Source organism: Ancrocorticia populi, assembly GCF_003123745.1.
Taxonomy (GTDB): domain Bacteria; phylum Actinomycetota; class Actinomycetes; order Actinomycetales; family Actinomycetaceae; genus Ancrocorticia; species Ancrocorticia populi.
In genome coordinates, this window is record NZ_QETB01000001.1 from 620,266 (window position 1) to 644,669 (window position 24,404).

At 59.5% G+C, this 24,404-nt stretch carries 20 protein-coding genes; 12 read left to right on the top strand and 8 right to left on the bottom strand.

The window, feature by feature from the left end; translation table 11 throughout:
- Positions 1 to 12 precede the first annotated feature (12 nt).
- The 4 genes from DD236_RS02940 to DD236_RS02955 form a co-directional block, all read right to left on the bottom strand.
- Positions 13 to 876 carry an NAD(P)-dependent oxidoreductase gene (locus DD236_RS02940; protein WP_109092859.1) on the bottom strand — a complete coding sequence of 288 codons (864 nt, stop codon included), beginning with the start codon at positions 874 to 876 and terminating at the stop codon, positions 13 to 15.
- Positions 877 to 916: 40 nt separating this feature from the next.
- Positions 917 to 1,456, bottom strand: a complete 540-nt coding sequence (locus DD236_RS02945) for a GNAT family N-acetyltransferase (RefSeq protein WP_109092860.1) — start codon at positions 1,454 to 1,456, stop codon at positions 917 to 919.
- A gap of 16 nt (positions 1,457 to 1,472) precedes the next feature.
- Positions 1,473 to 2,180: a type 1 glutamine amidotransferase gene (locus tag DD236_RS02950; protein WP_109092861.1), complete on the bottom strand. Its 708-nt coding sequence runs from the start codon at positions 2,178 to 2,180 to the stop codon at positions 1,473 to 1,475.
- A 170-nt stretch (positions 2,181 to 2,350) separates the two neighbouring features.
- Positions 2,351 to 4,012, bottom strand: a complete 1,662-nt coding sequence (locus DD236_RS02955) for an ABC-F family ATP-binding cassette domain-containing protein (RefSeq protein ID WP_109092862.1) — start codon at positions 4,010 to 4,012, stop codon at positions 2,351 to 2,353.
- 194 nt (positions 4,013 to 4,206) lie between these two features.
- Between DD236_RS02955 and DD236_RS02960 the strand changes: the two genes are divergently transcribed.
- The gene (locus tag DD236_RS02960; RefSeq protein WP_109093273.1) at positions 4,207 to 5,247 is read left to right on the top strand and encodes a patatin-like phospholipase family protein; all 1,041 of its coding nucleotides are present in this window, start codon (positions 4,207 to 4,209) and stop codon (positions 5,245 to 5,247) included.
- A 2-nt stretch (positions 5,248 to 5,249) separates the two neighbouring features.
- Here the strand turns inward: DD236_RS02960 and DD236_RS02965 are convergent, their stop codons facing one another.
- Positions 5,250 to 7,118, bottom strand: a complete 1,869-nt coding sequence (locus tag DD236_RS02965; protein ID WP_109092863.1) for an AMP-dependent synthetase/ligase — start codon at positions 7,116 to 7,118, stop codon at positions 5,250 to 5,252.
- Positions 7,119 to 7,208: 90 nt separating this feature from the next.
- On the opposite strand from DD236_RS02965, the gene DD236_RS02970 reads away from it, so the two are divergent.
- The 3 genes from DD236_RS02970 (at position 7,209) to DD236_RS02980 (ending at position 10,850) form a co-directional block, all read left to right on the top strand.
- Positions 7,209 to 7,820, top strand: a complete 612-nt coding sequence (locus DD236_RS02970) for a GNAT family N-acetyltransferase (RefSeq protein ID WP_165819806.1) — start codon at positions 7,209 to 7,211, stop codon at positions 7,818 to 7,820.
- A 116-nt stretch (positions 7,821 to 7,936) separates the two neighbouring features.
- A complete protein-coding gene (locus DD236_RS02975) occupies positions 7,937 to 9,223 on the top strand; it encodes a M18 family aminopeptidase (RefSeq protein WP_109092865.1) in 1,287 nt (428 codons plus the stop codon).
- Entirely contained in the window at positions 9,216 to 10,850 is a 1,635-nt protein-coding gene (locus DD236_RS02980; protein WP_109092866.1) for a class I adenylate-forming enzyme family protein, read from the top strand. Before DD236_RS02975 ends, DD236_RS02980 begins: the two co-directional genes overlap by 8 nt.
- A 170-nt stretch (positions 10,851 to 11,020) precedes the next feature.
- On the opposite strand, the gene DD236_RS02985 is transcribed toward DD236_RS02980, so the two are convergent.
- From DD236_RS02985 to lipB, 3 genes are all read right to left on the bottom strand, one after another.
- A complete protein-coding gene (locus DD236_RS02985) occupies positions 11,021 to 11,842 on the bottom strand; it encodes a PDDEXK family nuclease (protein ID WP_133246045.1) in 822 nt (273 codons plus the stop codon).
- Positions 11,843 to 12,147: 305 nt separating this feature from the next.
- Positions 12,148 to 13,170 (bottom strand): lipoyl synthase, encoded by a 1,023-nt coding sequence (gene lipA, locus DD236_RS02990; protein ID WP_109092868.1) that lies wholly within the window; start codon positions 13,168 to 13,170, stop codon positions 12,148 to 12,150.
- On the bottom strand, positions 13,154 to 13,819 hold the full coding sequence (gene lipB, locus DD236_RS02995) for a lipoyl(octanoyl) transferase LipB (protein ID WP_109092869.1): 666 nt from the start codon (positions 13,817 to 13,819) through the stop codon (positions 13,154 to 13,156). The genes lipA and lipB overlap by 17 nt, the downstream gene beginning before the upstream one ends.
- 466 nt (positions 13,820 to 14,285) lie before the next feature.
- Between lipB and DD236_RS03000 the strand changes: the two genes are divergently transcribed.
- From DD236_RS03000 to typA, 8 genes are all read left to right on the top strand, one after another.
- A complete protein-coding gene (locus tag DD236_RS03000; protein ID WP_243409889.1) occupies positions 14,286 to 16,070 on the top strand; it encodes an ABC transporter substrate-binding protein in 1,785 nt (594 codons plus the stop codon).
- Between the two features lie 267 nt (positions 16,071 to 16,337).
- Complete coding sequence (locus tag DD236_RS03005; RefSeq protein ID WP_109092871.1) at positions 16,338 to 17,864, top strand: ABC transporter permease subunit; 1,527 nt, start codon at positions 16,338 to 16,340, stop codon at positions 17,862 to 17,864.
- 7 nt (positions 17,865 to 17,871) lie between these two features.
- Positions 17,872 to 18,855 (top strand): ABC transporter permease, encoded by a 984-nt coding sequence (locus DD236_RS03010; RefSeq protein WP_109092872.1) that lies wholly within the window; start codon positions 17,872 to 17,874, stop codon positions 18,853 to 18,855.
- Positions 18,855 to 20,639 carry an ABC transporter ATP-binding protein gene (locus DD236_RS03015; RefSeq protein WP_109092873.1) on the top strand — a complete coding sequence of 595 codons (1,785 nt, stop codon included), beginning with the start codon at positions 18,855 to 18,857 and terminating at the stop codon, positions 20,637 to 20,639. The genes DD236_RS03010 and DD236_RS03015 overlap by 1 nt, the downstream gene beginning before the upstream one ends.
- A gap of 101 nt (positions 20,640 to 20,740) precedes the next feature.
- Positions 20,741 to 21,436: a PH domain-containing protein gene (locus DD236_RS03020; RefSeq protein WP_109092874.1), complete on the top strand. Its 696-nt coding sequence runs from the start codon at positions 20,741 to 20,743 to the stop codon at positions 21,434 to 21,436.
- Between the two features lie 240 nt (positions 21,437 to 21,676).
- Entirely contained in the window at positions 21,677 to 21,919 is a 243-nt protein-coding gene (locus DD236_RS03025; RefSeq protein WP_123072369.1) for a type II toxin-antitoxin system VapB family antitoxin, read from the top strand.
- A complete protein-coding gene (locus tag DD236_RS03030; RefSeq protein WP_109092875.1) occupies positions 21,916 to 22,296 on the top strand; it encodes a type II toxin-antitoxin system VapC family toxin in 381 nt (126 codons plus the stop codon). The genes DD236_RS03025 and DD236_RS03030 overlap by 4 nt, the downstream gene beginning before the upstream one ends.
- A 175-nt stretch (positions 22,297 to 22,471) precedes the next feature.
- Positions 22,472 to 24,394 carry a translational GTPase TypA gene (typA, locus tag DD236_RS03035; protein ID WP_109092876.1) on the top strand — a complete coding sequence of 641 codons (1,923 nt, stop codon included), beginning with the start codon at positions 22,472 to 22,474 and terminating at the stop codon, positions 24,392 to 24,394.
- Positions 24,395 to 24,404 lie beyond the last annotated feature (10 nt).

Genomic DNA, 24,404 nt, shown 5'->3' on the forward strand with positions numbered 1-24,404 from the left:
GATGCTCCTTTGCTAGTTAGCTTGGCGCTCGGCTTCTTCTTGGAGAATCGCAGAGAAATCGTGGTCTCCAAGGCCAGCGCGTTGAGCCCTTAGCAGCGATTCGAGGGCGGCGGCGGTGGCTGGCAGAGGATCGTTCGCCGTGTGGATCATCAGACGGGCATCCTTAGCGATCGCGTCCGCGGAGAACTGAGCCTCCGAGGTATCGCGTCCCAGTGTGAAGTCCCGCTTGAAATCGGCCATCCAGCCTAGGCTTGTGCCCTTGAGCAGATCTAGCACGCGCTCCGCGCTGAACCCTTCGGATCCGCCCAGCCGGATTGCCTCGGCAACGCCCTGCGCCGTGGTGGCAAGGGCGAGGTTGGCCAGCAACTTGGCTGTTGCAGCCTCTGGGGCTGAATCGAGGAGCTTGAGCCTATCGGGATCGGCGTAAGCGGTCACAACTTCGCCAACCGTCTCGCGCGCGGCGGCGTCGGTTCCTCCCACATACACACCGAGTTTGCCGGCCTTGGCCGGGGCCAGAGTGCCCACAACAGGCGTGTGCACGTACTTGACTTCACGGCTGCCGGCGTAGGCGGCCAACTCCCGGGCGTCTTCCGGGGAGACGGTGGTGACGTCCGCCCAGATCGTACCTTCGGATAGAAGATCAGTGTTGGTAACAACTTCGCGCACAGTGTCCGGGCCGAAAAGGCACGTGACAACTACGTCTGCACCCTCGATCGCCTCTTCTGGAGAGCCTGCGCTCGCGGCTCCCGCGTCAACCAGGCGCTTGGTCTTGCCCGGCGTTCGGTTCCAAACGGTCAGATCGTGCCCGCCGTGTTCGATCAGTCGGAGCGCAAGCTCCGTTCCCATTCGGCCAGTTCCTAAGAAAGCAATACGCATATCTCCAGCCTAGTCTTTCCGCTGGTGATGTGTGTCGGATCTAGCGCCAATTCAGCGGCGTGACGGTGCCATGCTCCCAATCGCGGCGAAGGATTGCATAGGCCACCGAGGCGACGGGATCCCCACCCTCCACGGGCCAAGCTTCGCGATAGTAGGCCTCTTGAACCCAACGGGCGCTCTCAAACACGCGCCGCATGGGCACATTGTCCTCGCGGGTCTGGCCCTCAAGGCGCGAAATCTCCGGCATAGTAGAGAATGCGAAATCGGCGATCGCCTTCAAGCATTCGACGCCCAGCCCTTGCCCGCGCACTGCCTCGGATAGTCGCACGTCGAACAGTGGGGCGTCCTCGTTCAAATCCTCAAAAATTACGAGGCCAAGCCGGCCCTTCCACTTCTTTTCCAGCCAATAGGTGGCGTGATCATCATCCGTGTAGGCGCCCTCGGTGATGCGCTTTTCCACGAAATCAGCGCTGGGGCGTGACAGGACATGGAAAGGGAAGTAATTGGAGGTCATGAAATCGACGAACGCCTCGCGATCGGCTGGATCCTCCGGTTGAAATGGAACAAGCGTGACAGACATGGCGTGATTATACGCTCTAGATCTCTGGGGCCTGGACGCCCAGTTGCCTCGCGAACGCGTACGCAATGCGCTGGCCGTTATAGGCCACCCTGCCGTCCACGGCCTGAAGTGCACTGAGCAGTGGCTCTTGCTCGCCGCCATTGGCAACATGCCAGCGCGCAACCTGGGCCGGGCTAGCCTCCGGGTGGAACTGGATGGCCAAGCTGGAACCGATGCGGAACGCCTGATAGTTGTACGCGGTGGAACTAGCCAATAGGTAGGCATCGGCGGGAAGGCGTTCAACCGCATCACCGTGGGAAAGAAAGCCCATGAGGACGTTGCCTTTGGAAACGCTGGAGATCACGGGATCTGTCAGGGCCGCCTGAGTGAGGGTCAGCTCTACCGCGCCCTCTTCGAGGCCGGTTGGTCCGGGAACGGCAACGTGCCCGCCAAAGGCCTGCGCCAGAATCTGATGCCCGAGCCCAAAAGCGAGCATCGGGATGCTCCGAGCCGTTGCCTCCTTGAGGAGCCAACCTACGGGCTCGATCCACGGATGGTCGATGCCATCGTGGGCACTCATGAAGCCGCCGAGGAGGATCACGCCATCTCCGAGCTGGTCAATGGTGGGCACTGGATCCTCCCACAAGAGCACAGTGTCCATAGTGATGCCGCACTCGGACAGCCAGTCGCCAAATCGATCAATCGTATGGGCGGGGTCCGGTTGCAGAATGGTTACTGTGGCCATACTGGGATTCTTGCAGCATCGGCCGCGAATTACCTTACTCAAGGGCGTGAGAATCCTTACTTTGCGGCATTATCACGGGGTTTAGTGGGGAGTAGTGGCGCAAGCGTAAGGCTCTTCACTGACCATGGTCCCATTTGAGCTGCTCGTCATTCCGATGGTTTGTTCCGAATTCATGCCGATCCCTCGATGTCTAGGTGAGCATGTATAAGGCTGTCATTGAGATCGCGCTCTTCTTGGGACATCGTCCAATGCTGAGTGAGCTCAACGCTCTCAAGGAGTTGGCGATCATGGGTTACGAGGATGAGAGTTCCGGTGTAACTGGTAAGTGCCTGCTCCAGTTGCTCGATGGCTTCCACATCGAGGTGATTGGTGGGCTCGTCAAGTACCAGCACGTTGGTTGGCCGCGCCTGCATGATCGCTAGGGCCGCTCGGGTGCGTTCACCCATCGAGAGGGAATCGCAGGGCCGCCCGATATGTTCGGTACCCAGCTGGAACTTGGCGAGGAGCGTGCGAGCCTCGGCGGCATCTTCAGACAGCTCCCGCACCACGAGGTCAATGAGTGGTTCACCGCCGGAAATGACACTGCGTCCCTGATCGATTACACCAACGTGTACACGCGTTCCCATGCTCCGCCGCCCTGCGTCAAGCGGCAGCCACCCAAGCAGAGCCCCGAGCAACGTGGATTTTCCGGAGCCATTCGGCCCACTCAGAGCAATGCGATCGCCTGCATCCACTGCCAAGCTCACCGGCCCCAGCACGAAATCGCCGCGCCGCACCACGGCCTCGCTGAGCGTTGCTACGACGGACGCAGAAGGCCCCGCCTCCTCAATTGAATACTGAAGCTGCCACTCCTTGCGAGGAGCCTCTACCACCTCAAGCCTCTCGGCGGCAGCCCGTGCCCGCGCACCCTTCCCGGCCTGCTTTTCGGCCCGCTGGGTGTAGGCGAACTGCAATGCCCGGCTAGGTTCCTTGCGGATCTTGTCAGATCTCAGCGCCTTGCCTGACCATTCCTTCCGTGCGGCTGCCTCTGCCTCAAGCGCGCCCTTCTTCTCCTGATACTCCTCGTAGGCTTCCCATTCGTGGGAGCGCGCCAGGGCCTTTGCCTCCACATAGTCGCTCCACCCGCCGGCGTACCGCGTGACCTTCTGCTGAACGATGTCCAGCTCCAAAATCTCGGTTGCCACCTCGTCCAGCAATGCCCGATCGTGTGAAGCGATCAGCACCGGCGAATCCTGACTTTGAATAAACTCGCTCATGAAGGTAAGCCCGGCGGCATCGAGATTGTTGGTGGGCTCGTCCAACAGCAATACATCGAAGTGCGAACACAGAATGGAGGCCAAGCACGCCCGAGCGGCCTGCCCACCCGAAAGCGAGCCAAGCGGGCGATCCAAGTCCACATCAAGCCCGAGCCGTGCACACACCGCCGGTAGCTTGCTATCCAATTCGCCGCCTCCGAGGCTGAGCCACTGGTCGAGGGCGAGGGTGTAGGAGGCGCCGTCGTCGTCAGAGAAAGATTCGGCGGCGCGTTCCATCGCCAACTCGGCCGGCCCAATACCGGTGCGGCGGCGAACAAACTCGCGCAAGGTTTCGGCCGTACGGGGTGCTTCTTGGGGGAGGAAACCGACCGTTGCCGTTGGAGGGGAGAACGCGATCGAACCGGATTCCGGCGGAATTTGCCCAGCGATCGCGCGCAAAAGTGTGGACTTGCCGGCGCCGTTGCGGCCCACAATACCGAGCGTGGTGCCCGGGCCGATCGTCTGGGTGAGACCGTGGAACAAGTGGTGTGCGCCGAACGAGACGGCAAGATGTGAAAGTGTCAATGTGGCGGGCATGGGGACTCCTCGCGTCGATTCGGTGCGCGGGCGGCTCAGCGATGAGCGTGCTTGCCCGCGCTCGGACTAATCAACGGAAATTCCACATGCAGGAGAGCATAGCGCTTTAGGCCGGGCGCGGCAACGAATGTTGCCCCGAACCGGCATCCCGGGTTGAATGGAAGGTGCTGATGGGCAGATCGGGAGGGGCATTCATGCGGCTATCACTTGTACTGGGTTCGGGCGGCGCTCGCGGATACGCGCATATTGGCGTGATCGAGGAGCTTAAGGCACGTGGTCACGAGATCGTGGCGATTTCCGGTTGCTCGATCGGGGCGCTGGTTGGCGGGCTTGAGGCCGCCGGCGGCTTGGACGATTTCACCGATTGGGCGAAGAAACTCACCCAGCTTCAAGTGTTGAGAATGCTCGATTTCACGCTAGGAGAGGCGGGCTTCGTCAAAGCAGACCGCGTGATCGAGGAAGTCAACGGCTTCTGCCGCGGCGCCCGCATCGAGGACTTGGCCATCCCCTTCACCGCCGTGGCCAGCGACATCACCGCCCGCCGCGAAGTGTGGTTCCAAGAAGGGCTGCTCGCCAATGCCATCCGCGCCTCGATCGCAATCCCCGGGGTCATTACTCCGGTTCGCATGCAGGGCCATCTTTTGGTCGACGGCGGAGTGTGCAACCCCGTACCCATGGAACCTACGCTTTCCGTCCCGTCCGATGCGACAGTCGCGGTCTCCTTAGCCGGTGGCACACCCGTGGTTGAGCCGCGCTGGGCGCTTGCGAATTCAGACGAGGTGCAGACGGAAGGAACTATCGCGTCTTGGGTATCGCGCGGGTTCGAGGAACTGATGCAGTCAGAAACGGTGCGGTCCTTGCAGGCGCGGATCGCTCGCGGCCAAGGGCATGGGCACGGCGCGCACACAGCTCCCGCGGATGGGGCTAGCCCTGTAGACGGGACAGCTGGTAGCGATGTTTCCTCGCCGGCCGCGCCAACTATTACAGATCTACCCGGCAGCGCGGACCTGATCCAGCGCGGTAGGTCAGATATCTCCACGACCGAGTTGGCGCAGCAGGCCATCGGCACTATGCAAGCCATGATTGAGCGCTACCGCGCTGCCGCCAACCCTGCTCAGGTAAGAATCACTATTCCCTACACCTCGGGTGGCACATTGGATTTCCACCGAGCCAACGAACTCATAGAACTCGGCCGTGAAATGGCTGGCGAGGCCTTCGATCGGGCCGGGATCTAGCGTTACTTGTGAGCGGTTTGCTCGTCTTGATAGATCCTCTCAATGAGGTATTCGAAGTGCTCGATTGCCTGGGACCGCCTAACTTTCAGGGTCGGAGTAGCAGTGCCGTCATCAACCGTCATTTCGGCCGGTAGGATCTCGAAGCGCTTGATGGTCTCCCAGTGATCGAGCGTCTTGTTGGCTGCCTCGATGTCACGCTCCACGATCGTGTGGATCTGCGGCAGTTTGATGGCCGTGGAGTAATCGATATCGGCCAAATCATTGTCGGTGCACCATTGGGACACCCACTCGGGATCTAGCGAGACAAGCGCGGCGCAGAACTTGTGTCCCTCGCCCACAACAACGGCTTGCGAGATCGCATGTGAAGACGCGGTGATTGCCGATTCCACCTCTGAAGGGGAGACGAACTTGCCGTTTGATGTCTTGATGACGTCCTTCATGCGGTCGGTGATATAGAGGAAGCGATCCTTATCAAGGTGGCCGATATCCCCGGTGTGGAACCAGCCATTCTGGATCTCTTTTGCGGTGAGCTCTGGATCGTTGTGATAGCCGCGCATGACGCATGGGCCCTTGATGAGGATTTCGCCGGTGTCTGGGTCTATCCGTGTTGTAGATCCGGGAATCACCTTGCCGACGGAACCGAACTGCGGCTCCTTCGGCCGGTTGAAATAGGTGACCGCGCCGGTCTCGGTTACTCCGTAGCCTTCGAGTAGCGGGACACCAATGTTGAAGAACCACCTCTGGAGTTCGGGGTTGAGCTTGGCCGAACCGGAGATGACGAATTGGAGGCGGCCGCCAAGCTGCGCCCGAATGGTGCTGAACACGAGCCGTTCGGCAATTGCGTATTGAGTGGCGAGCCCGCGTGGCATCTTGAGGCCTGCTGACCTATAAGGGAAGGATTTCTCCCCAACCTGCATGGCCCACGAAATGATCTTGCCCTTGGGTGAATCCGCAGGTGCCGCCGAAAGAGCAGCCGCCCGGACCTTCTCGAAGATGCGCGGAACACCGCACATGAAGTCTGGTTTCAGCGCACCGAGGTTTGGCACGATTTGATCGATTCGCCCGTCAACTGCGGTGATGGCGCCCACGTACATGTCAATCAGGAGAATGCACTTGCCGAAGCCGTGAGCGAGCGGCAGCCAGAGGAAGTGAATCTGCCGGTCCTGGATAGCATCGTTCGCGCCCCATCCGACGCCCTCATAGATCCAGTTGCCGTGTGTTAGCTCGACGCCCTTCGGCCGGCCTGTTGTTCCCGACGTATAAATAATGGTGGCGAGGGTATCCTGATCGGTCTGGTCTTGGGCCTGCGCGACGCACCGAGGGAAATCATTGAGGCACTCGGCGCCGAGCCTGCTCAACTCCTCCCATGTTAGAACGCGTGGATCGTCTATGGTGACCTCGCCCTCCATCACCACAATATGCTTGAGAGCCTCGGCGGGCCCTCCAGTGTTGAGCACCTTCTCCAGCAGCTTCTGATCCTGTACGAATAACCACGAGCACCCGGCATCCTCGAGGATCAGGCCGATATCGCTCTGGCGGGTATTGGGGTAGAGCGTGCACGTGACTCCGCCGATCGTTCCGAGTGCAAGATCTGCCATGATCCATCGGATCGAGGTTCCGGCGCAGATACCCGCTACGTCGCCCAGTTGGAAGTCTAGGCTGATAAGCCCGGCCGAGATTTCGTGAGTCCAGTCCCGGAATTCACCCCACGAGGCTTCCTTCCAGTTCCCTGAATGGTCGGGAAACATCCAGCCCACTTGGCTGGGGAATCGATCGGCGCGGTCATCTAGCGCCGCTCCGATATTGGGCCAGGCGTTATCGAACGCTCGCTGGATGTCGGGAGTGATACCTTCGGGCAAATATGCAACCATGCTCCCAGCCTAGCCGCTATGTGCCTCGGGTTCGCGCCGAATCCATGGAGGTTAGCCGCATCACCCGCCGGTACAGGTAGCATCAACGGCATGGAAATCTCTCGGGCCACACAGGCGGATATCCCTGCGATCGCTGAGCTCATGACGGCAAGCTTCGCGGATGACCCCGTCATGCATCAGTTTTTCTCTCACGCTGGCAAGCGCCACCAAGCGATGCTCCGCGTATTCACGCTGGAGTTAGAACGTTTCTATTTGCCACTGGGTGTGGTTGATGTGGTGCGCACTGAGAGGGGCGTGGTGGGTACGGCGTTATGGGCCAAACCCAACGTCTCCATGAAGAAGATTGATGAGGCGATCCTCACGGTACACTTGGCCCGCGCGCTTGGCCGTCACGTCTTCCAATACCTGCACCTTGACCGATTCGATTCGCAGGCAGCCCCAAAGTTCCCTCACTGGTACCTCTACACTGTGGCGGTGGATCCGTCCGCGCAAGGGCAGGGGATTGGCGGAAAGCTCCTCGACCATGGGCTTGCCCGGGCGGGGGACACTCCAATCTATCTGGAGTCCACCACAGAGGGCTCGCAAAAGCTTTATGAGCGTAAGGGATTCCAACCTCTTGGGATTATTCCGTCGCCGATCAAGGCCCCGGAGGTGGGCATGTGGCGCCCTGGGAGGGTAGCAGGTCTGAGACAGGAGGAATAAGGAGACCTTCAAGTGAGGAATAAGGAGACCTTCAAGTAACGGCTCGGTCAAGTTTTGCTGTGAGCCATATGGGTATGAAACCGCATCAGCAACTTATGCGTCTACAATGGAACATTATGCGAAACAGGAAGCAGAGCATTTCTGGCGTCTCACCGGAGATTGAGTACTCGGAAGATCTTGCTGCCTTCATCTCAGCTAGTCCCACTAGTTTTCACGCCGCCCGCGAGGTGGCGCGTAGGCTCGATGCCGCTGGATTCACGCACCAGCTAGAGTCCGAACCATGGGACGGCTCTGAAGGCGGTCATTATGTTGTGCGCGATGGCGCTGTGATTGCTTGGCGTGTCCCGCGCGGCAAGCCGCAATCGTTCCGGATTGTCGGATCACACACCGATTCGCCGGGGTTTAAGGTGAAGCCATCTGCCACCTCGAACCACTTTGGTTTTTCCCAGATCAACGTGGAAACATATGGCGGCCTTCTTGCCAACTCGTGGCTCAATCGCGAGCTGGGCCTAGCCGGTCGTATTGTGTGTCTGGATGGCTCGGTGCACCTCGTCAAGACTGACCCTCTCATGGTGATCCCGCAGCTTGCTCCGCACCTTGACCGCTCGGTCCGCGAGAAGCTGACGCTCAATCCCCAGAAGCACCTTCACCCGATCTGGACCCTGACCGACACCGCCCCAGACGCATCTCTGTATGACGAGCTTTCGTCGCGGTCCAAAATAAACCCGGAACAAATCGCCGGGGCGGACCTTTTCGCCTACGATACTCAACCCCCAGAAATCGTGGGTGGGACGTTCCTCGCGGCGGGACGGCAGGACAATCTTGTATCCGTGCACGCATCCGTTAATGCGCTGATTGCCGCGGAATGCCCGGAAATTGCCGTAATGGCGGCGTTTGATCATGAAGAGGTGGGGTCAGGGACGGCCGCGGGTGCCTCGGGGCCACTGCTGGAGACGGTGCTGGCGCGGATTGCCATCGCCTTGGGCCGCAGCCAGGACCAGACCTACCAGATGCTTGCGCGTTCGAGCTGCGTGAGTTCGGACGCGGGACATTCGATCAATCCGAATTATGCGGAGTTCCACGATCCTGACCAGTATCCGGTGATGGGGCACGGCCCAATGATCAAGATCAACTCGGATCAGCGGTATGCCTCGGATGCGCGTGGGCAGGCGCTGTGGCTGCGCGCGTGTGGCGAGGCGGGGGAGGCCACGCAGGAGTTCGTGTCCAATAACGCCGTGAGTTGCGGGACCACGATCGGGCCGCTTACCGCCACGCGGCTCGGAATCGACACGGTGGATGTGGGTGTCCCGCTCCTGTCTATGCATTCGGTCCGGGAGCTGTCCTCAGTCCATGACGTCCACGCGCTGTCCAACATCATGAAGGGTTACTGGAACCTTGCATAAACCCCCGATTTACAACGCGGCGCACGCGCTTGATCAGGCGGCATTCGCCCACCCGGCCCGTACCTCGATCACGTATGGCGATGAGGTGCTGACGGTCTCCGAAGCCGCAGCAGCCACCCGCCAGCTCGCGCAACTGTTGGCGCAGGCGGGCGTTACTCGCGGAGATCGCGTGATGCTCGCCTCGCACAATTCGCCGTACCACCTGCTCACTCACATTGCGTGTGCGCGGTTGGGCGCGGTTTTCGTCCCCGTCTCCTTCCGGCTCACCCAAATCGAGCTCCAAGAACTCGTTGACTTCGCGGCCCCGCGTGCGATCATTTGTGAGCCAGAGATAGCGGCGCGAGGCTCCTTCGCCTCCACCGGTACGCTTCTTCAGTTTGTTATTGACGACGACGTACAAGCCGGCCCCCTCTCCGCCAGCTTTGCTCATGGGTACCTAGCCTTAGGCGCGGCTATGGCCAGCCACAACGGGCAGATGATCTCCGATACCGCCAACGCCGGGGTTGAGGGGCTGAACCAGCAGGGGTATCCCGATGGGTTGGCCGTTCTTCTGCTGACCTCTGGGAGCGTCGGAAGCCCCAAGGCCGTTGCGCTCACGCACGCTAACCTCTGGTGGGGATCGCGCAACTTCCGCGATGGCTTTGAGTACCGCACTGACGAAACTGTGCTTGCAGCGACGCCACTTTCTCACGTTGGCGGTTTCAATGGCACCACGCTGGACATCTTCTCTGGCGGCGGGCACGTAGTGATCGAGCGCCACTTCGATGCCGGTGAGACCCTCCGCCTCATTGAGCAGCACCACGTCAACATCATGTTTGCCGCTCCCACCATGTACATTGCGCTCATCAACCACCCGGACTTCTCCACGCGGGACCTTTCCTCTTGGCGCTTGCCACTGGTGGGGGGAGCTCAGGTACCGGCCCCGCTACTCGGGCGGCTTGCTGCGCGCGGGCTGCGGCCCATCAACGTGTGGGGTATGACGGAGACTGCTGCTTCCGGCGCCTATCTTCCCTTCGAGCACTGTCCCAATCATCCCGGATCCATCGGGCGGCCCTTCCCCTACGTTGAGGCGCGCATCTGCGATCCCGAGAATAGTAAGAGCATGGGTGTTGGGGAAGTCGGTGAACTCCTTGTGCGCGGGCCGTCAGTCAGCACCGGGTACTGGCACGGTGAGGCCTATACGGAGGGCTCTTATAATGGCGATTGGCTGCGAACCGGTGATCTCGCGCAGGTAGATTCCGGTGGATTCCTCTCCATCATGGGCCGCAAGCTTGATCGCATCATGACAGGAGGCGAAGGGGTGCTGCCCGATGAAGTTGAGAACGTCCTGCGCCAGTATCCCGGCATCCGCGACGTTGTGGTGTGTGGTGTTCCAGATGAGGTTTGGGGCGAACTCATTGTTGCCGGCCTCGAACTCGAAGCAGGCGTGGCCGAACCCAGCTTCTCAGACATTGAGCAGTCTGCGCAGAAGGTGCTGGCGCGCTTCAAGCTGCCACGCTTCGTGGCGGTGTTTGAACACATCCCGCTCACGGCCAATGACAAGATCGATCGCTCGGGTGCCCAGACCATTATCGAGGCGCTCATGGCGCAGCAGGGCGTGACAACCGAGGATCTTCGCCCGCAATAGCTCCCTCCAAAAACCCGGGTTTGCGTCAATTCCCGGCGGGCGCGGCCGGGTTTGCGTCAATTCTGTTGGAGTTTTGGCGACGACGACGGCGGCATGCTTCCCTCCGGCCCGCACGAACTTCCGGTCCGCAACCTCCCCCGGTCCCGTACCCATGACCTAGCCGCTCCCAACTACGTAACGTTGGTGCGGGGGTGGGGATCCGTCGTCGGCGATAGAGCACTATGGATGGTAATCCGGAGCTTTGCATAGAACAACGTCGGATCCCGCAAATCCTCCACCGTCATGGTCAGGACCTCCCAGCCAGCGGCTCGCATGGCGGCACGGCGTTGTTCGTCGGAACGGATCTGATCGGGGCCGCTGGAGAAGTGGTAATTGCCGTCGTACTCGATAGCGATCTTGAGTTCAGGATAACCAAGGTCAGAGTGCAACGTGATACCGAAAACGTCCACAGGACAACAGGTTATGGGCTCCTCGAAACCTCCGTCGAGGATGGTCAACCGCGCCTTGGATTCGGCGGGGGACTCGACACCGGTGCGGACTAACGGGAGTGCGTCTCTGAGTTTGGATGTTCCGCGGCATCGAGTGAAACGGTTGATGGCTTCTTGGAGATCGGCGATCGAGCAGAGCGGGGGATCCTGTCGGGAGGGGCCCGAAACGAGGAAGTCGCCAGCCTGAACCAGTTCTGGCACGCTCGCGGTTGCACCGAGAAGTGACCATACGTCCTCTGGTGCCGGGAGCCAGTCGGGTGCTTGTGGGATCTTCTTGAGTACCTTCGGTTTAATCTGATGGCTCAGGATTCCGCGGCGACGGAGTGCGTCAATTTGTAACTCAAGAGGAGGGAGGTTGTCATATCTGCGCGCGACGACGCCGTGGATTGGATGGAGCATATCCTCGGCATACAAGCGCGCGGGCTTAACGCCAAACTCTTTGAGCTGCGAAACCGTCGCGACGTTCTTACCGTTTGGGAACTCTAACTGGGGGTGTCGTTTCATGCGTCGAAGATAGAGCAGGCATCGCGCACGTGCAGGAGTTATCAACAGGCCAGGGTAGAGGGGAGGCCTTGAATCTTCCGATGGTGCCATGGGTAGGTGCCGACGGTTTAAGCTGGATGATAGATCTGGCGCAAAATCAACGAAAAATCTGGTTCCTCCGAGGCTTGACGCAAACTCGGCGTGGACGTGTCCACAGCGTCGGGAGTTGACGCAATCTCGCAAGGGCTAGCAGAGGCTTGACGCAAACCTGGGGAAGGGGTACAGCCGTTTCCTCGGGAGTTGACGCAATCTAGGCGGGGCCGCACCTAGACTGCGGCAAAACTCGGATTCTTCGCGATCAGCGCGCTGGCCTCCTGGCGCATGGTGGTGGGAGCCGCCAGATGCTTGAGGTTATTGGGGATCTCCCAATCCTTGGCGGCCATTGCCATGCCGTACAGGCGGCCAGCGCGGTACGAGGAGCGAACGAGCGGTCCCGCAAGAACCCCGGCGAACCCCATCTTTTCCCCGAGTTCCTTGAGCTGCACGAACTCGTTGGGTTTGACCCAGCGATCGATCGGGTGATGGAGGGATGAGGGCCGCAGGTATTGAGTGATGGTGAGGAGATCGCAGGAGTTGTCACGTAGATCAGCCATGGCCTGCTCGATTTCTTCGGAGGTCTCGCCCATGCCGAGGATGAGGTTGGACTTAGTGACTAGGCCTTCCTCGCTCGCCATCGCGATGATGTCCAGTGAGCGCTCGTAGCGGAAGGCCGGCCGGATCTTCTTGAAGATGCGCGGAACGGTCTCGAGGTTGTGGGCAAAGACTTCGGGACGGGAATCGAAAACTTGGCGGAGGGCATCCGTATCGCCCTTGAAATCGTCAACCAGTAGTTCTACTCCGGTCCCGGGGCACATGGCGTGGATCTGCCGGCAGGTTTCGGCGTAGATCCAGGAGGCGCCGTCAGGAAGGTCATCGCGCGCAACGCCGGTTACCGTGGCATAGCGCAACCCCAACTGAGCAACGGATTCGGCCACGCGCCGGGGCTCGTCCCGGTCCAATCCCACGGGCCGGCCGGTGGCGATCTGGCAGAAATCACACCGCCGGGTGCAGGCGTCGCCGCCCACGAGGAATGTGGCCTCGCGATCTTCCCAGCATTCGTAGATGTTGGGGCAGCCGGCCTCTTCGCACACGGTGTGCAGGGAAGACCCGTGCACCATCGAACGCATGTCCGTGTATTCCTTGCCAACGATTGCGGTGGTCTTGATCCACTCGGGTTTCTTTTCGATGGGCGTCTGGGCATTGCGGGCCTCGACGCGTAGGAGCTTGCGTCCCTCAGGCTGCAGAGCCATAGTTCTCCACTCTTTCCGGGCGTTGGAATTGACGGTATTGGCGGGAAAGTTCGGGGGCTAGAGCGCGGGCCACTTCGTCAAGGGAGGCCTCCACGCCCTGCTCGGCCATGGACGTAACCCCGGCGTCCGCCAGCCCGCAAGGAACGATCGTCCCAAACTTGGCCAAATCGGTGGAGACGTTCAAGGCGAGGCCGTGCATGGTGGCGTCGTCGGCAAATTTCATACCAATCGCGCACACCTTCTTGTCTAGGCCTCCATCACGGAACCACACCCCGGACCGGCCCTCGACAGCACACGCGCGCAGCCCAAAGCTCGTATCCAGTACGCGGATGATGGCGGCCTCGGTGGCGCGCACGAACGCGACAACGTCTTTCGGCGGCCGAACCTTGACGATGGGGTAGATGACGAGCTGTCCGGGGCCGTGGTAGGTAACGGATCCGCCGCGGTCCATGGGAATCACGGGGATTGAGTGATCGGGAATGTCCTGCGGCTTGGTGCGCCGGCCGGCCGTGTAGGTGTCCTTCGCTTCCCAGGCCAGCAGCGTATCGGCGGCGTCTAGTGCCGCTACGCGATCGTGCAGGCTGCGCTGAATAGCATCTACTGCCATGTAATCGATAGGACCTTCGCCCAACAAACTGTAAAGCTGCACGCTTCGAGCCTAGGCCAATTACGGCTCGAGCTCGAACCGCGTACGCAGTGTGGAACGTTTTTACGTGGGGACAGAGTCGTTAGCGGCGGCAACGTCAGCTGGCTCAATATCGCACCGCATGCTGAATGGGACATGTGAAAACTGACAAAAAACTGTTGACCTGTCTTAGAATGTAACCGACATCACGTATGTGCTCTCGCAGCGATGAGGTTGTGATTGGCGACTGGTGCAGATAACGGGATTTATGTAATTGCCGGTGTGGCGCGGAAACATGACAGAAATGCGGATGTCATCTTGACGAAAGGAAACGGCGGGCCGGATGGCGACACGGATTGAAACTCAGCCATTAGCTCAGTGTATGATCTACGCAACCATTCAGGGTGAATATGTTCGGCCCTGATCCAATGGAGCGATGGCCACACCTCATCGGCTGTCACGCATTTCTCCGTTGGACCATAAACAGAGCATGACTAAAAAGGGAGGGGACTCCATGAAGAAGGTCTATTCTTTAGTGGCAGTCGGAGCAGCAGCAACGCTGGTGCTCAGCGCTTGTAGCTCAAGCGACAATAGCAGCGGGAAGACCGAGGTTACTGAAACCTCGGACCGCCCCATCAGCTTCACCGTGGCTCAGGATGAGTTCGACGGTTACAACACATTTAAGGCGTCAACGTATTCCACGTGGAACACCGCCATTACCGATCGCATGATGCCGGGCTTCGGCTGGTTTGATACCGAAGGCGTGTGGCAGCACGGCACCGATCTTGGTGATTATGAGGAGATCTCTGAAGATCCACTCACCATCAAGTACACGATCAGCGATGACGCCGTTTACCAGGGTGGCACACCGATCACCTGCGAAGACTTCTACATGGACTGGGTTGCCCAGAACCCAGAGTGGATCCGTGACGGTCTGGAGGAGTCGGGCAGCGATTCCGCGTCTCTGTTCGATCACGTATCGGGTCCCGAGACCTACGCCAACGCAGTTCCCGAGGGCCCGCAGTGCGAGGCTGGCGATAAGGAATTCACCATTGAGTACAACGCTCCGAACCCCGATTGGGAGCTGGTTGTTACTGGCGTTCTGCCGTCTCACGTTATTGCCGATAAGCTTGATATGACCAAGGAAGAGCTCTTCCAAGCGTTCAAGGATGAGGACTTCGACGTAGCCCAAGAGGCTGCGGAGGCTTGGAACGGATGGACTAGCGAAGCTGGCGAAGTTCCTTCACCCGATGAGGCTCCTTCTTGGGGTCCCTACACCCTGAAGGAAGGCGGCTGGAAGGCTGGCGAATACGTTACCCTCGAGCCCAACCCTGACTGGTGGGGCGAGCCAGCTGGAACCACGGAGCTTGTTGTCAAGCAGATCTCCCCGGAGGCCATGCTTCAGGCTCTGAACAATGAGGACGTTAACGTTATTGAGCCTCAGGCCACGCAGGACACCCTCGATCAGCTCGAGGCCATGGACGGCGTAGTTACTTCCGAAGGTTCTACCCTCATTTGGGAGCACCTCGATATGAACCAGGGCGGCAGCTCCATCTTCGCTGAGGATGAAGGCGGGCTGGCACTGCGCGAGGCATTTGCCTACTGCGTGCCGCGTCAGGACATCGTGGATAAGCTGATCAAGCCACTGAACCCCGATGCCGAAGTCATGAATGCTCGCGAGTACTTCCCGACTGACGAAGATTACGCCGATGTTGTTGAGGCCTCCTACGATGGCCGTTACGACGAAGTTGATATCGATAAGGCCAAGGAGAAGGTGGAAGAGTCCGGTATCGATAATCCGACCATCCGCATTGGATACTCCGGCCCGAACCAGCGCCGTACTGATCAGGTCTCCCTTATTCAGGCCTCCTGTGCAGATGCTGGCATCACCATTGAGGACGTCGGCTCCGCCGAGTTCATGGCCGATGGCGGCAACTGGTCCAACGGCGATTTCGATGTTGCTCTGTTCGCATGGTCCGGCTCTGGCCAGATCGTTTCCGGCCAGAACATCTACGCCTCCAATGGAAACCAGAACATGCTCTCCTACGCCAACGATACTGTTGACGAAGAGTGGCAGAAGGTGAACCAGTCCCTCGATCCCGAGGTATGGCTGAGCTCCAAGAAGATCATTGAGAAGGAACTGTGGGACGATCTGTACGGTATCCCGCTCTTCGCTCATCCAGGAATCATCGCTTACACCGATGGCCTGCAGAACGTGGAGCAAACCGTGGTTCAGACTGGTGTTTCTTGGAACGCCGAGCAGTGGACCTGGTGATAGGCCACTTGGCCTAACACGCAACCATTGACCATAACCGTTTAACGGCTCAAGGGCGAGGCAGAAGAATTTCTGCCTCGCCCTTCTGAGATAAGTCCGGCACCACCGAACACCGTGGCTGCAAGTTTCTGTAATCTGCGGCACTTGATATGACCACAGTGGTGTGAGAGTTATAGGCTGAGGTATCTTCTCGTCAAGAGAACAGACCAACGCCTTATCGCGGACGGTCAAGGGCCACTTGCGCCCCGTCTGAAAGAAGTTCTCCTAGTGTTCAAATTTATAGCAAAACGTTTGGGAATCTCGGCAGTGATCATGCTGATTTCCTCGGCGATCATGTACATCCTCACGATTAATTCGGGTGATCCCCTGAAAGATCTTCGTGAGAGCACCGATCCCAATCGCGATAACCTCATCGCGCAACGCACCCAGTGGATGGGTCTGGATCAGCCTTGGTATACCCGCTACTGGGATTGGCTCACCGGTGTAGGTGGCTGTTTCAAGGGCCAGTGCGATCTTGGCATTAACCGCAGCGGACAGAGCGTCAACCACATGTTGGGCTTGGCAGTCAGTTCGACAATGCGCCTGGTCGTTCTTGCCACGGTTCTTGCCATCGTGCTGGGCATCTTCTTCGGAATGATGACAGCGATCCGCCAGTACTCCGGTTTCGATTACACCGTGACATTCGCTGCCTTTGTGTTCTATTCACTGCCGGCATTCGTGTTTGCGGTGCTGCTGAAGGAATACGGCGCCATCAGATTCAATAACTGGCTTCGAGACCCAACGATATCGCTGGTCACCTCTTTGATCATCGCAGCCTTATTCGCCCTCTTTATTCAGGCAATGCTCGCCGGGAACAAGAAGCGCAGGCTTATCTCCTTCGGTGTCACGTTCGCTGTTCTTATTGCGGTCCTCCAATTCATGTCGGCAACCGGGTTCATGAACGATCCGACGATCGGCATTTGGCTACCGCTGGGTGTTGGAGTAGTAGCAGCTATTCTCTTCACGTCTCTGTTCACTGGAACGTCTAATAAGCGAACCTTGTACAACACGCTTGGTTCCGCCGTGATTGCAGTGCTTCTGCTTCAGATCTTTGAGGGCCAGCTCTGGGAGCCCACGTGGGGCTTCCTCTTTATCCTGCTGGTCGGGTTCGTTGCGATCGCTGTGGCACTCGGATACTTCACGGGCGGATACGCCCGCCGCAGCGTCATCTGGGCGAATGTCTGGACCGTGTGCTCAGTGTGGATGGCATGCCTCATGGACTTCATGATGCGTTACTGGTCCGATTACACGTCACTTTCCTCGGGCCGCCCGATCTCAACGATCGGCTCTGAGACGCCTAACTTCCGCGGTGGCGATGTGTTCTGGCTCCAGTTCACTGACGTGGCAACGCATCTCTTGCTACCCACGCTTTCGCTGACTCTCATGTCCATCGCCTCCTACACGCGATACACGCGTTCGGCCATGCTGGAAGTTCTCAATCAGGATTACGTGCGTACGGCCCGTGCGAAGGGGCTGCCCGAGCACACTGTGATTACCCGTCACGCCTTCCGAAACGCGATGATCCCGATTACCACGATTATCGCTTTCGATTTCGCCGGCCTTATCGGCGGCGCGGTCATCACCGAGACGGTGTTCGGCTGGAAGGGAATGGGCAACATGTTCAAGGTTGCCTTGGACCAAGTTGACCCGGCACCAGTGATGGCCTTCTTCCTAGTAACTGGAGGTGCGGCCATCCTCATGAACATGTTGGCCGATATTACATACGCGTATATCGATCCACGGATTAGGAGGTGAGGCCGGTATGACTAAAACACCTGATAACAGGCCAGTTGGTGGCGGATCGTTTTCCGCCGTTGAGCTTGATGACGAAGTTCTAGACGCAACAACGGATAAGTCGCTTTCTCAGGGACGCATCGTTCTGAACCGCTTCCTGCATCACCGTGGTGCCATGGTCTCAATGGTCGTATTCCTCATTGTGGTGATCGTAGCCTTCACATCCATCGGCTTTGGCCCGTTCCCCGGCTGGTGGCCGCACGGGTACAAGACGCCAATGCCTGTAGAAAACGGCGGCCGTCCAACCATCGGTTTGTTCTCGTGGGGCAACCATCCCTTCGGCCAAGATAACGTGGGTAAGGACTACTTCGCGTTGGCCATGCGCGGCACGCAGATCTCCATCATGATCGCTCTGGTTGTGGGCATTGTGTCCACGTTGATCGGCACTCTTGTTGGAGCACTCGCCGGATACTTCCGCGGTTGGGTTGAATCCCTGCTCATGCGCATCACGGACATGTTCATCGTGATCCCGCTCCTCATCCTCGCGGCCATCATCGGCCAAATGACTGGTTCGATGGGCCCGCTCTTCTTGGCCCTCATGCTCGGCCTACTCTCATGGACGGGCCTGGCCCGAATGGTTCGCGGCGAAGTGATGTCCCTGCGCGAACGCGAGTTCGTGGCGGCGGCCGATGCACTGGGCGCCAGCTCTTGGCGGATCATCGTTCGCCACATCCTCCCGAACTGCCTTGGCACCATCATCGTGAACGCGACTCTGTCCATTGCAGCAGCGATCTTGCTGGAGACCTCCCTGTCCTACCTCGGATTTGGCGTGCGCCCACCGGATACCTCTCTGGGCCTCCTCATTTCCGACTACCAGACAACGTTCTCCACGCGCCCGTGGCTGTTCTTCGTGCCGGCCTTCATGATCCTCGCGATCGCTCTGACCGTGAACTTCATTGGAGACGGCCTACGAGACGCGTTTGATCCTCGTCAGAAGGGCAAGGTGAAGTAATGGCTAGCTTCTTCAACAAGAACGAGCCCACATCTCCCGATCATGAGGGAGAATCCGTGGAGGCAGAGGATGTTGTTGTTATCCACGAAGACTCTGGGAAACCAGTGCTTTCCTTCGAAGATCTAGACGTTCAGTTCAAAACCGAATTCGGCCGCGTCCACGCGGTCCGCGGGGTTTCGATCGATGTTCACCCGGGCGAAGTTGTAGCGCTCGTGGGCGAATCCGGTTCCGGAAAGTCTGTTACCTCCATGACGGCGCTGGGGCTTCTGCCGGGCAATGCCTCCATTGACGGCGCGATCAAGGTGTCCGATCATGTGATCCGCACGCTTGGTTCGCGTGGGATGCGGGAGCTGCGCGGCAAGGAAGTGTCCATGGTGTTCCAGGAGCCCATGACGGCTCTGAACCCTGTGCTGACGATCGGGCGGCAGATGACCGAGGCGCTGGAAATCCACGACCTTGCATACGGCAAGGACGCGGAGGCGCGCGCCGTCGAGCTGCTCAAGATGGTGGGGCTGGACAACGCCGAAGAGCGCATGAGCCACTACCCCCACGAGCTCTCCGGCGGCCAACGCCAGCGTGTGGTGATCGCCATCGCGATCTCGTGTAACCCCAAGGTGATCATCGCCGATGAGCCCACCACGGCGCTTGACGTGACCGTACAGGCCGACATTCTGGACCTTCTGCGCTCCCTCAAGGACAAGCTGAACACCGGCATTCTCCTCATCACCCACTCGATGGGCGTTGTGGCGGACATGGCCGATCAGGTGCACGTGATGTTCAAGGGCAACATCGTGGAATCTGGATCCGTGGATCAGGTGCTCAATCACCCGACTCACCCGTACACGAAGCGCCTGCTGGACGCGGTGCCCCACCTCGGACGCGGCCGCGATCAGAAGGGCATCGACGTAGCCGAGCAGGCCCCCATCGATCTGTCCAAGAAGGTGCTTGAGGCCAAGGATCTGGTGATCGAGTACCAGCGCAACGGTAAGGCTCCGTTCCGTGCGGTAGACGGCGTTTCGCTGGACATCGCCGAGCGTGAGTTCGTTGGGCTTGTGGGCGAATCCGGCTCCGGAAAGTCCACGATCGGCAAGTGCATCCTCGGGCTGCTCCCCGCGGCTTCCGGTGAGGTGACGATGTTCGGCCAGAACATGGTGGGCATGAAGCCGAAGGAGGCGCGCGCATGGCGCAAGAATGTGGGCGTGGTATTCCAGGATCCCGCGGCCTCGCTCAACCCGCGCTTCCCGATCGGCGACTGTATCGCCGAACCCCTCGTGGTGCACAAGGAAGGCAACAAGAAGTCTCAGACGGCTCGTGTGCACGAGCTGCTAGACGCCGTTTCCCTCCCGCGCTCCACCTTCAACCGCTACCCGCATGAGCTCTCCGGTGGCCAGCGCCAGCGCGTGTGTATTGCCCGCGCTTTGGCACTTCGCCCCCACCTGCTTATCGCGGACGAGCCCACATCCGCACTGGACGTTTCGGTTCAGGCTCAGGTGCTCGCCATGCTGTCCGAGTTGCAGGAGGATATGGGCTTTGCCTGCCTCTTCATCTCGCACGATCTGGCGGTTGTGGACATGTTGGCTAACCGCGTGGTGGTTCTCCAGCATGGCAAGGCTGTTGAATCTGGCCTGCGTGAAGACGTACTCCACAACTCCAAGGAGGAGTACACCCAGCGCCTGATCGCTGCCGCTCCGGTTCCCGAACCGAATGAGCAGCGCCGCCGCCGCGATGCCCGTCACGAGCTGCTCCGCTCCTACGGCTACGAGGTTTCCGAGTTGAAGTTCTAGGTTTGTAGTTTGGGGCTGGCCCGTCGCGTATGCGGCGGGCCAGTTCCTTTTTAACGACGACGACGGAATAGGCATGCACGCGGTATGAAAGAATATGAGTCATGAATCAGGGCCCAACCTACGTACTCCGCAACCGCTCCCAAGTACTCAAGGGTATCTTGCTCATCATCTTTGGGGCGGTGCTGGTTGTGGTCACGGCATTCGATCCGGTGGAGGCGAGCTATCTGCCGCCAGGGCTTGCGGCGCTCGGGCTGGTGGGCATTGCCAGTTCAGTCTTTATCCTTCCACGGGTGGTGGTGACCCCGGCGGGCATTGAGACCCGAAACTGGATGTTTCGGGTGGCGGTTCCTTGGAATCATTATCGCGAGCTGGAGACTAAGTTCGGGATGTACCTCGTGAGCACCGATACCAAGGATGTTGTGGCATCCTACCCGGGCAGCGGCGGAATCTCGAAAGGCCGCGAAGAGCTGGGGGAGAAGCATCGCCTTGGAAGGTCTACCCCCAAATCCGCCAGCTTGCCCCTGCACACCGAAGGAACGGTGAAGCACTGGGCGGACATGAATCAGGCGATTGGCCTAGTCGAGAGCGTGTACACCCACGATTACCTGAAGGACAAGCGGTCCAAGAAGCATCAGCCGGCCCCCGGAACGCGTGCGGCTACCGAACCCAACTTTGATGACCCGGCCGACGGTGCATTTCCTCGGCAGCGCACGAAATCGGTAGAAGTTATGTCCGCGGCCAGCTTGGTGGTGGGCGTTGCCCTGCTCTTGGTGGGGATCGGCTTCTCTTTTGGGTGAGGGTGCTCCCCTCCCACCGTGAGGGTGCCCCGTCGAGTGTGAGAGTGCCCCGTCGAGTGTGAGGGTGACCCGTGCGAGAGGTCATAGCCGGTACGGTCACGCCCAAAGACGGACTGCGAGAACTGAAAGGTCACTGTCACAACGCCAGAGGCCCGCCACGGCGGAGATGGCGACAAATCTCTGACAATCATCGATATCTCGGCATAGCAAAACGGTTCTACCGTAAGGTAGAATTACTGCATGACCACGATGAATATCAAAGATCCCCGAGTCCATGAGCTGGCGCGTGAACTGGCCGCGATTCGCGGTTCCAGTGCAACGGCGGCTGTTCGGCAGGCCCTAGAGGAAACGCTCGGGCGGGAACGGCGCGAAGGCGCGCGGCTGGCAGATGCAGTAGGAGAGTTGCAGGAGAGGGCTAGCAAGACTATGGGCGAATGGATAGATGAAGCTAGCCTTTATGATGAGGTGGGGCTCCCCAAGTGATCATTGATGCGTCTGCCGCCGTGGCCATCCTCCGTAACGAACCTACAGCGGATGATTTACAAAGACACATTGAGGCTGCTGGTGTGCTTCGGATGTCCGCATGTTCGGTGTTAGAACTGACAATGGTGATAGGAAGGACGGACCCGGAACTAGTTGATCTCTTTATCAAGAAGCTAGGAGTTCAGGTGCTTCCGGTGGATCTTGAGCAACTGCAATGGGCGCGGCATGCCTTTGCACAATTCGGCCGCGGATCTGGATCTCCAGCCAAGCTCAACTTTGGCGATTGCCTCACCTACGCTGCTGCAAAAGCTCTGAACGAGCCGCTCTTGTTTGTTGGTGAAGATTTCTCCCATACGGATCTTGAGCTCGTGAACTGATCGGCACCGAGGGCTCAATGGGCTAAACCACCCGGATGTGACGAAAAACCGTCCCCACCAGCTCACATTCGCCTATGCCACTGCCCATCTGCGGGCGTAGAGTAAACCGTTGGCGCATAAGCGCCGTGCAAAGACGCGCTCCGCGAGAGCCGGGGTGCATGATTCAAGGAATTAGATGAGCACCCGGAGCACCCGTAAAGACCTTCGAAACGTTGCGATTGTGGCACACGTTGATCACGGCAAGACAACTCTTGTTGATGCGATGATGTGGCAGGCCGGCGCATTCGACGCCCGCGCAACCGTGGAGAAGACGGGCGAGCGCGTGATGGATTCGGGCGATCTGGAGCGCGAAAAGGGTATTACGATTCTGGCGAAGAATACGTCGATTCGCTATGCCGGGCCCTCCGCGGAGAAGTTTGGCGCGCCTGAGGGCGTGACGATCAATGTGATTGACACCCCGGGCCACGCGGACTTTGGCGGCGAGGTAGAACGCGGCCTCTCGATGGTAGACGGCGTGGTGCTGCTGGTGGATGCCTCCGAGGGCCCGCTGCCGCAAACTCGCTTCGTGCTGCGCAAGGCGCTGGAAGCCTCGCTCCCGGTGATCACCGTGGTCAACAAGGTGGACCGCCCGGACGCCCGGATTGACGAGGTAGTGAACGAAGCTCAGGATCTCCTGCTTTCCCTCTTCTCGGACCTAGAGGATCCAGACGATGCCGTTCTGGACAAACTCCTCGAGATTCCCGTGATTTACTGCGCGGCGAAGGCCGGTTATGCGGACACGATCCGCCCCGAAGACGGTGAAGTACCCGCCAACCACGATCTAGAGCCACTGTTTGAGGCGATCCTCCACTACATCCCGGCACCAACGTACGATGAGGACGCCCCGCTGGTGGCTCAGGTGACTAACCTTGACGCGTCCCCGTTCCTCGGACGCCTCGCACTGACCCGCGTTTACTCGGGCGAGCTGAAGAAGGGCGCCTGGGTGGGCTGGCACCGCAACGATGGCACGGTCACGAAGGTGCACGTTTCGGAGCTGCTCGAAACTAAGGGCCTAGAGCGGACCTCTACGGCCTCGGCCCACGCCGGAGACATCGTGGCCGTTGCGGGCATCGATGACATCACCATCGGCGATTCGCTGGTGGACCCGGAGGATTCCCGCCCCCGCCCCGCCATTCACGTGGATGACCCCGCGATCTCCATGACGATCGGCATCAACACCTCGCCGCTGGCAGGTAAGGAGAAGGGGCATAAGCTCACTGCCCGTCAGGTCAAGGATCGCCTTGATCAGGAGTTGGTAGGAAACGTCTCAATCCGCGTGCTGCCCACGGACCGCCCCGATCAGTGGGAGGTTCAGGACCGCGGTGAACTGGCGCTGGCCATCCTCGTGGAGCAGATGCGCCGCGAAGGATTTGAACTGACGGTGGGTAAGCCACAGGTGGTCACGCGCGAGGTGAACGGCAAGCGCGAGGAGCCGATGCAGCGCACCACGATTGACGTCCCCGAGGAGTTTTTGGGCGCGGTCACGCAGCTCATGGCTTCCCGCAAGGGCCGTATGGAAACGATGGCCAATCATGGTTCGGGCTGGGTCCGCATGGAGTTTGTGGTGCCCGCACGCGGAATGATCGGGTTCCGCTCCACCTTCCTCACCCAAACGCGAGGCACGGGCATCGCTGCCTCGATCGGTGAAGGCTACGCCCCGTGGCAGGGGGAGATCTCCTCGCGCGCCACTGGCTCGCTGGTTTCGGATCGCTCCGGTCAGGTCACGGCATTCGCTCTGCAGCGCTTGGAGGATCGCGGAACGTTCTTCGTGGAGCCCGGCGCAGAGGTCTACGAGGGCCAGATTGTTGGTGAGAATCCGCGCGACGAGGATATGGACGTCAACGTGGTTCGTGCCAAGGAAATGACGAATATGCGGTCGGCTACGGCTGACGTGTTCGAGCAGCTCAAGGCGCCACGCCGGCTGACCCTCGAGGAATCGATGGAGTTCGCCTCGGAAGACGAATGCATTGAAGTTACTCCGGAATCCGTCCGCATCCGCAAGCTCATCCTGAACGCTCAGGACCGCTACAAGGCAAACCGCGCGAAGGCGAAGAAGTAGAGTAGACCCC

What these genes read in the sequence shown, in the direction of transcription:
- DD236_RS02940 (WP_109092859.1), bottom strand. Translation starts at nt 876, where the DNA reads ATGCGTATTGCTTTCTTAGGAACTGGCCGAATGGGAACGGAGCTTGCG.
- DD236_RS02945 (WP_109092860.1), bottom strand. Translation starts at nt 1,456, where the DNA reads ATGTCTGTCACGCTTGTTCCATTTCAACCGGAGGATCCAGCCGATCGC.
- DD236_RS02950 (WP_109092861.1), bottom strand. Translation starts at nt 2,180, where the DNA reads ATGGCCACAGTAACCATTCTGCAACCGGACCCCGCCCATACGATTGAT.
- DD236_RS02955 (WP_109092862.1), bottom strand. Translation starts at nt 4,012, where the DNA reads ATGCCCGCCACATTGACACTTTCACATCTTGCCGTCTCGTTCGGCGCA.
- DD236_RS02960 (WP_109093273.1), top strand. Translation starts at nt 4,207, where the DNA reads ATGCGGCTATCACTTGTACTGGGTTCGGGCGGCGCTCGCGGATACGCG.
- DD236_RS02965 (WP_109092863.1), bottom strand. Translation starts at nt 7,118, where the DNA reads ATGGTTGCATATTTGCCCGAAGGTATCACTCCCGACATCCAGCGAGCG.
- DD236_RS02970 (WP_165819806.1), top strand. Translation starts at nt 7,209, where the DNA reads ATGGAAATCTCTCGGGCCACACAGGCGGATATCCCTGCGATCGCTGAG.
- DD236_RS02975 (WP_109092865.1), top strand. Translation starts at nt 7,937, where the DNA reads ATGCGAAACAGGAAGCAGAGCATTTCTGGCGTCTCACCGGAGATTGAG.
- DD236_RS02985 (WP_133246045.1), bottom strand. Translation starts at nt 11,842, where the DNA reads ATGAAACGACACCCCCAGTTAGAGTTCCCAAACGGTAAGAACGTCGCG.
- lipA (WP_109092868.1), bottom strand. Translation starts at nt 13,170, where the DNA reads ATGGCTCTGCAGCCTGAGGGACGCAAGCTCCTACGCGTCGAGGCCCGC.
- DD236_RS03000 (WP_243409889.1), top strand. Translation starts at nt 14,286, where the DNA reads ATGACTAAAAAGGGAGGGGACTCCATGAAGAAGGTCTATTCTTTAGTG.
- DD236_RS03010 (WP_109092872.1), top strand. Translation starts at nt 17,872, where the DNA reads ATGACTAAAACACCTGATAACAGGCCAGTTGGTGGCGGATCGTTTTCC.
- DD236_RS03015 (WP_109092873.1), top strand. Translation starts at nt 18,855, where the DNA reads ATGGCTAGCTTCTTCAACAAGAACGAGCCCACATCTCCCGATCATGAG.
- DD236_RS03020 (WP_109092874.1), top strand. Translation starts at nt 20,741, where the DNA reads ATGAATCAGGGCCCAACCTACGTACTCCGCAACCGCTCCCAAGTACTC.
- DD236_RS03025 (WP_123072369.1), top strand. Translation starts at nt 21,677, where the DNA reads ATGACCACGATGAATATCAAAGATCCCCGAGTCCATGAGCTGGCGCGT.
- typA (WP_109092876.1), top strand. Translation starts at nt 22,472, where the DNA reads ATGAGCACCCGGAGCACCCGTAAAGACCTTCGAAACGTTGCGATTGTG.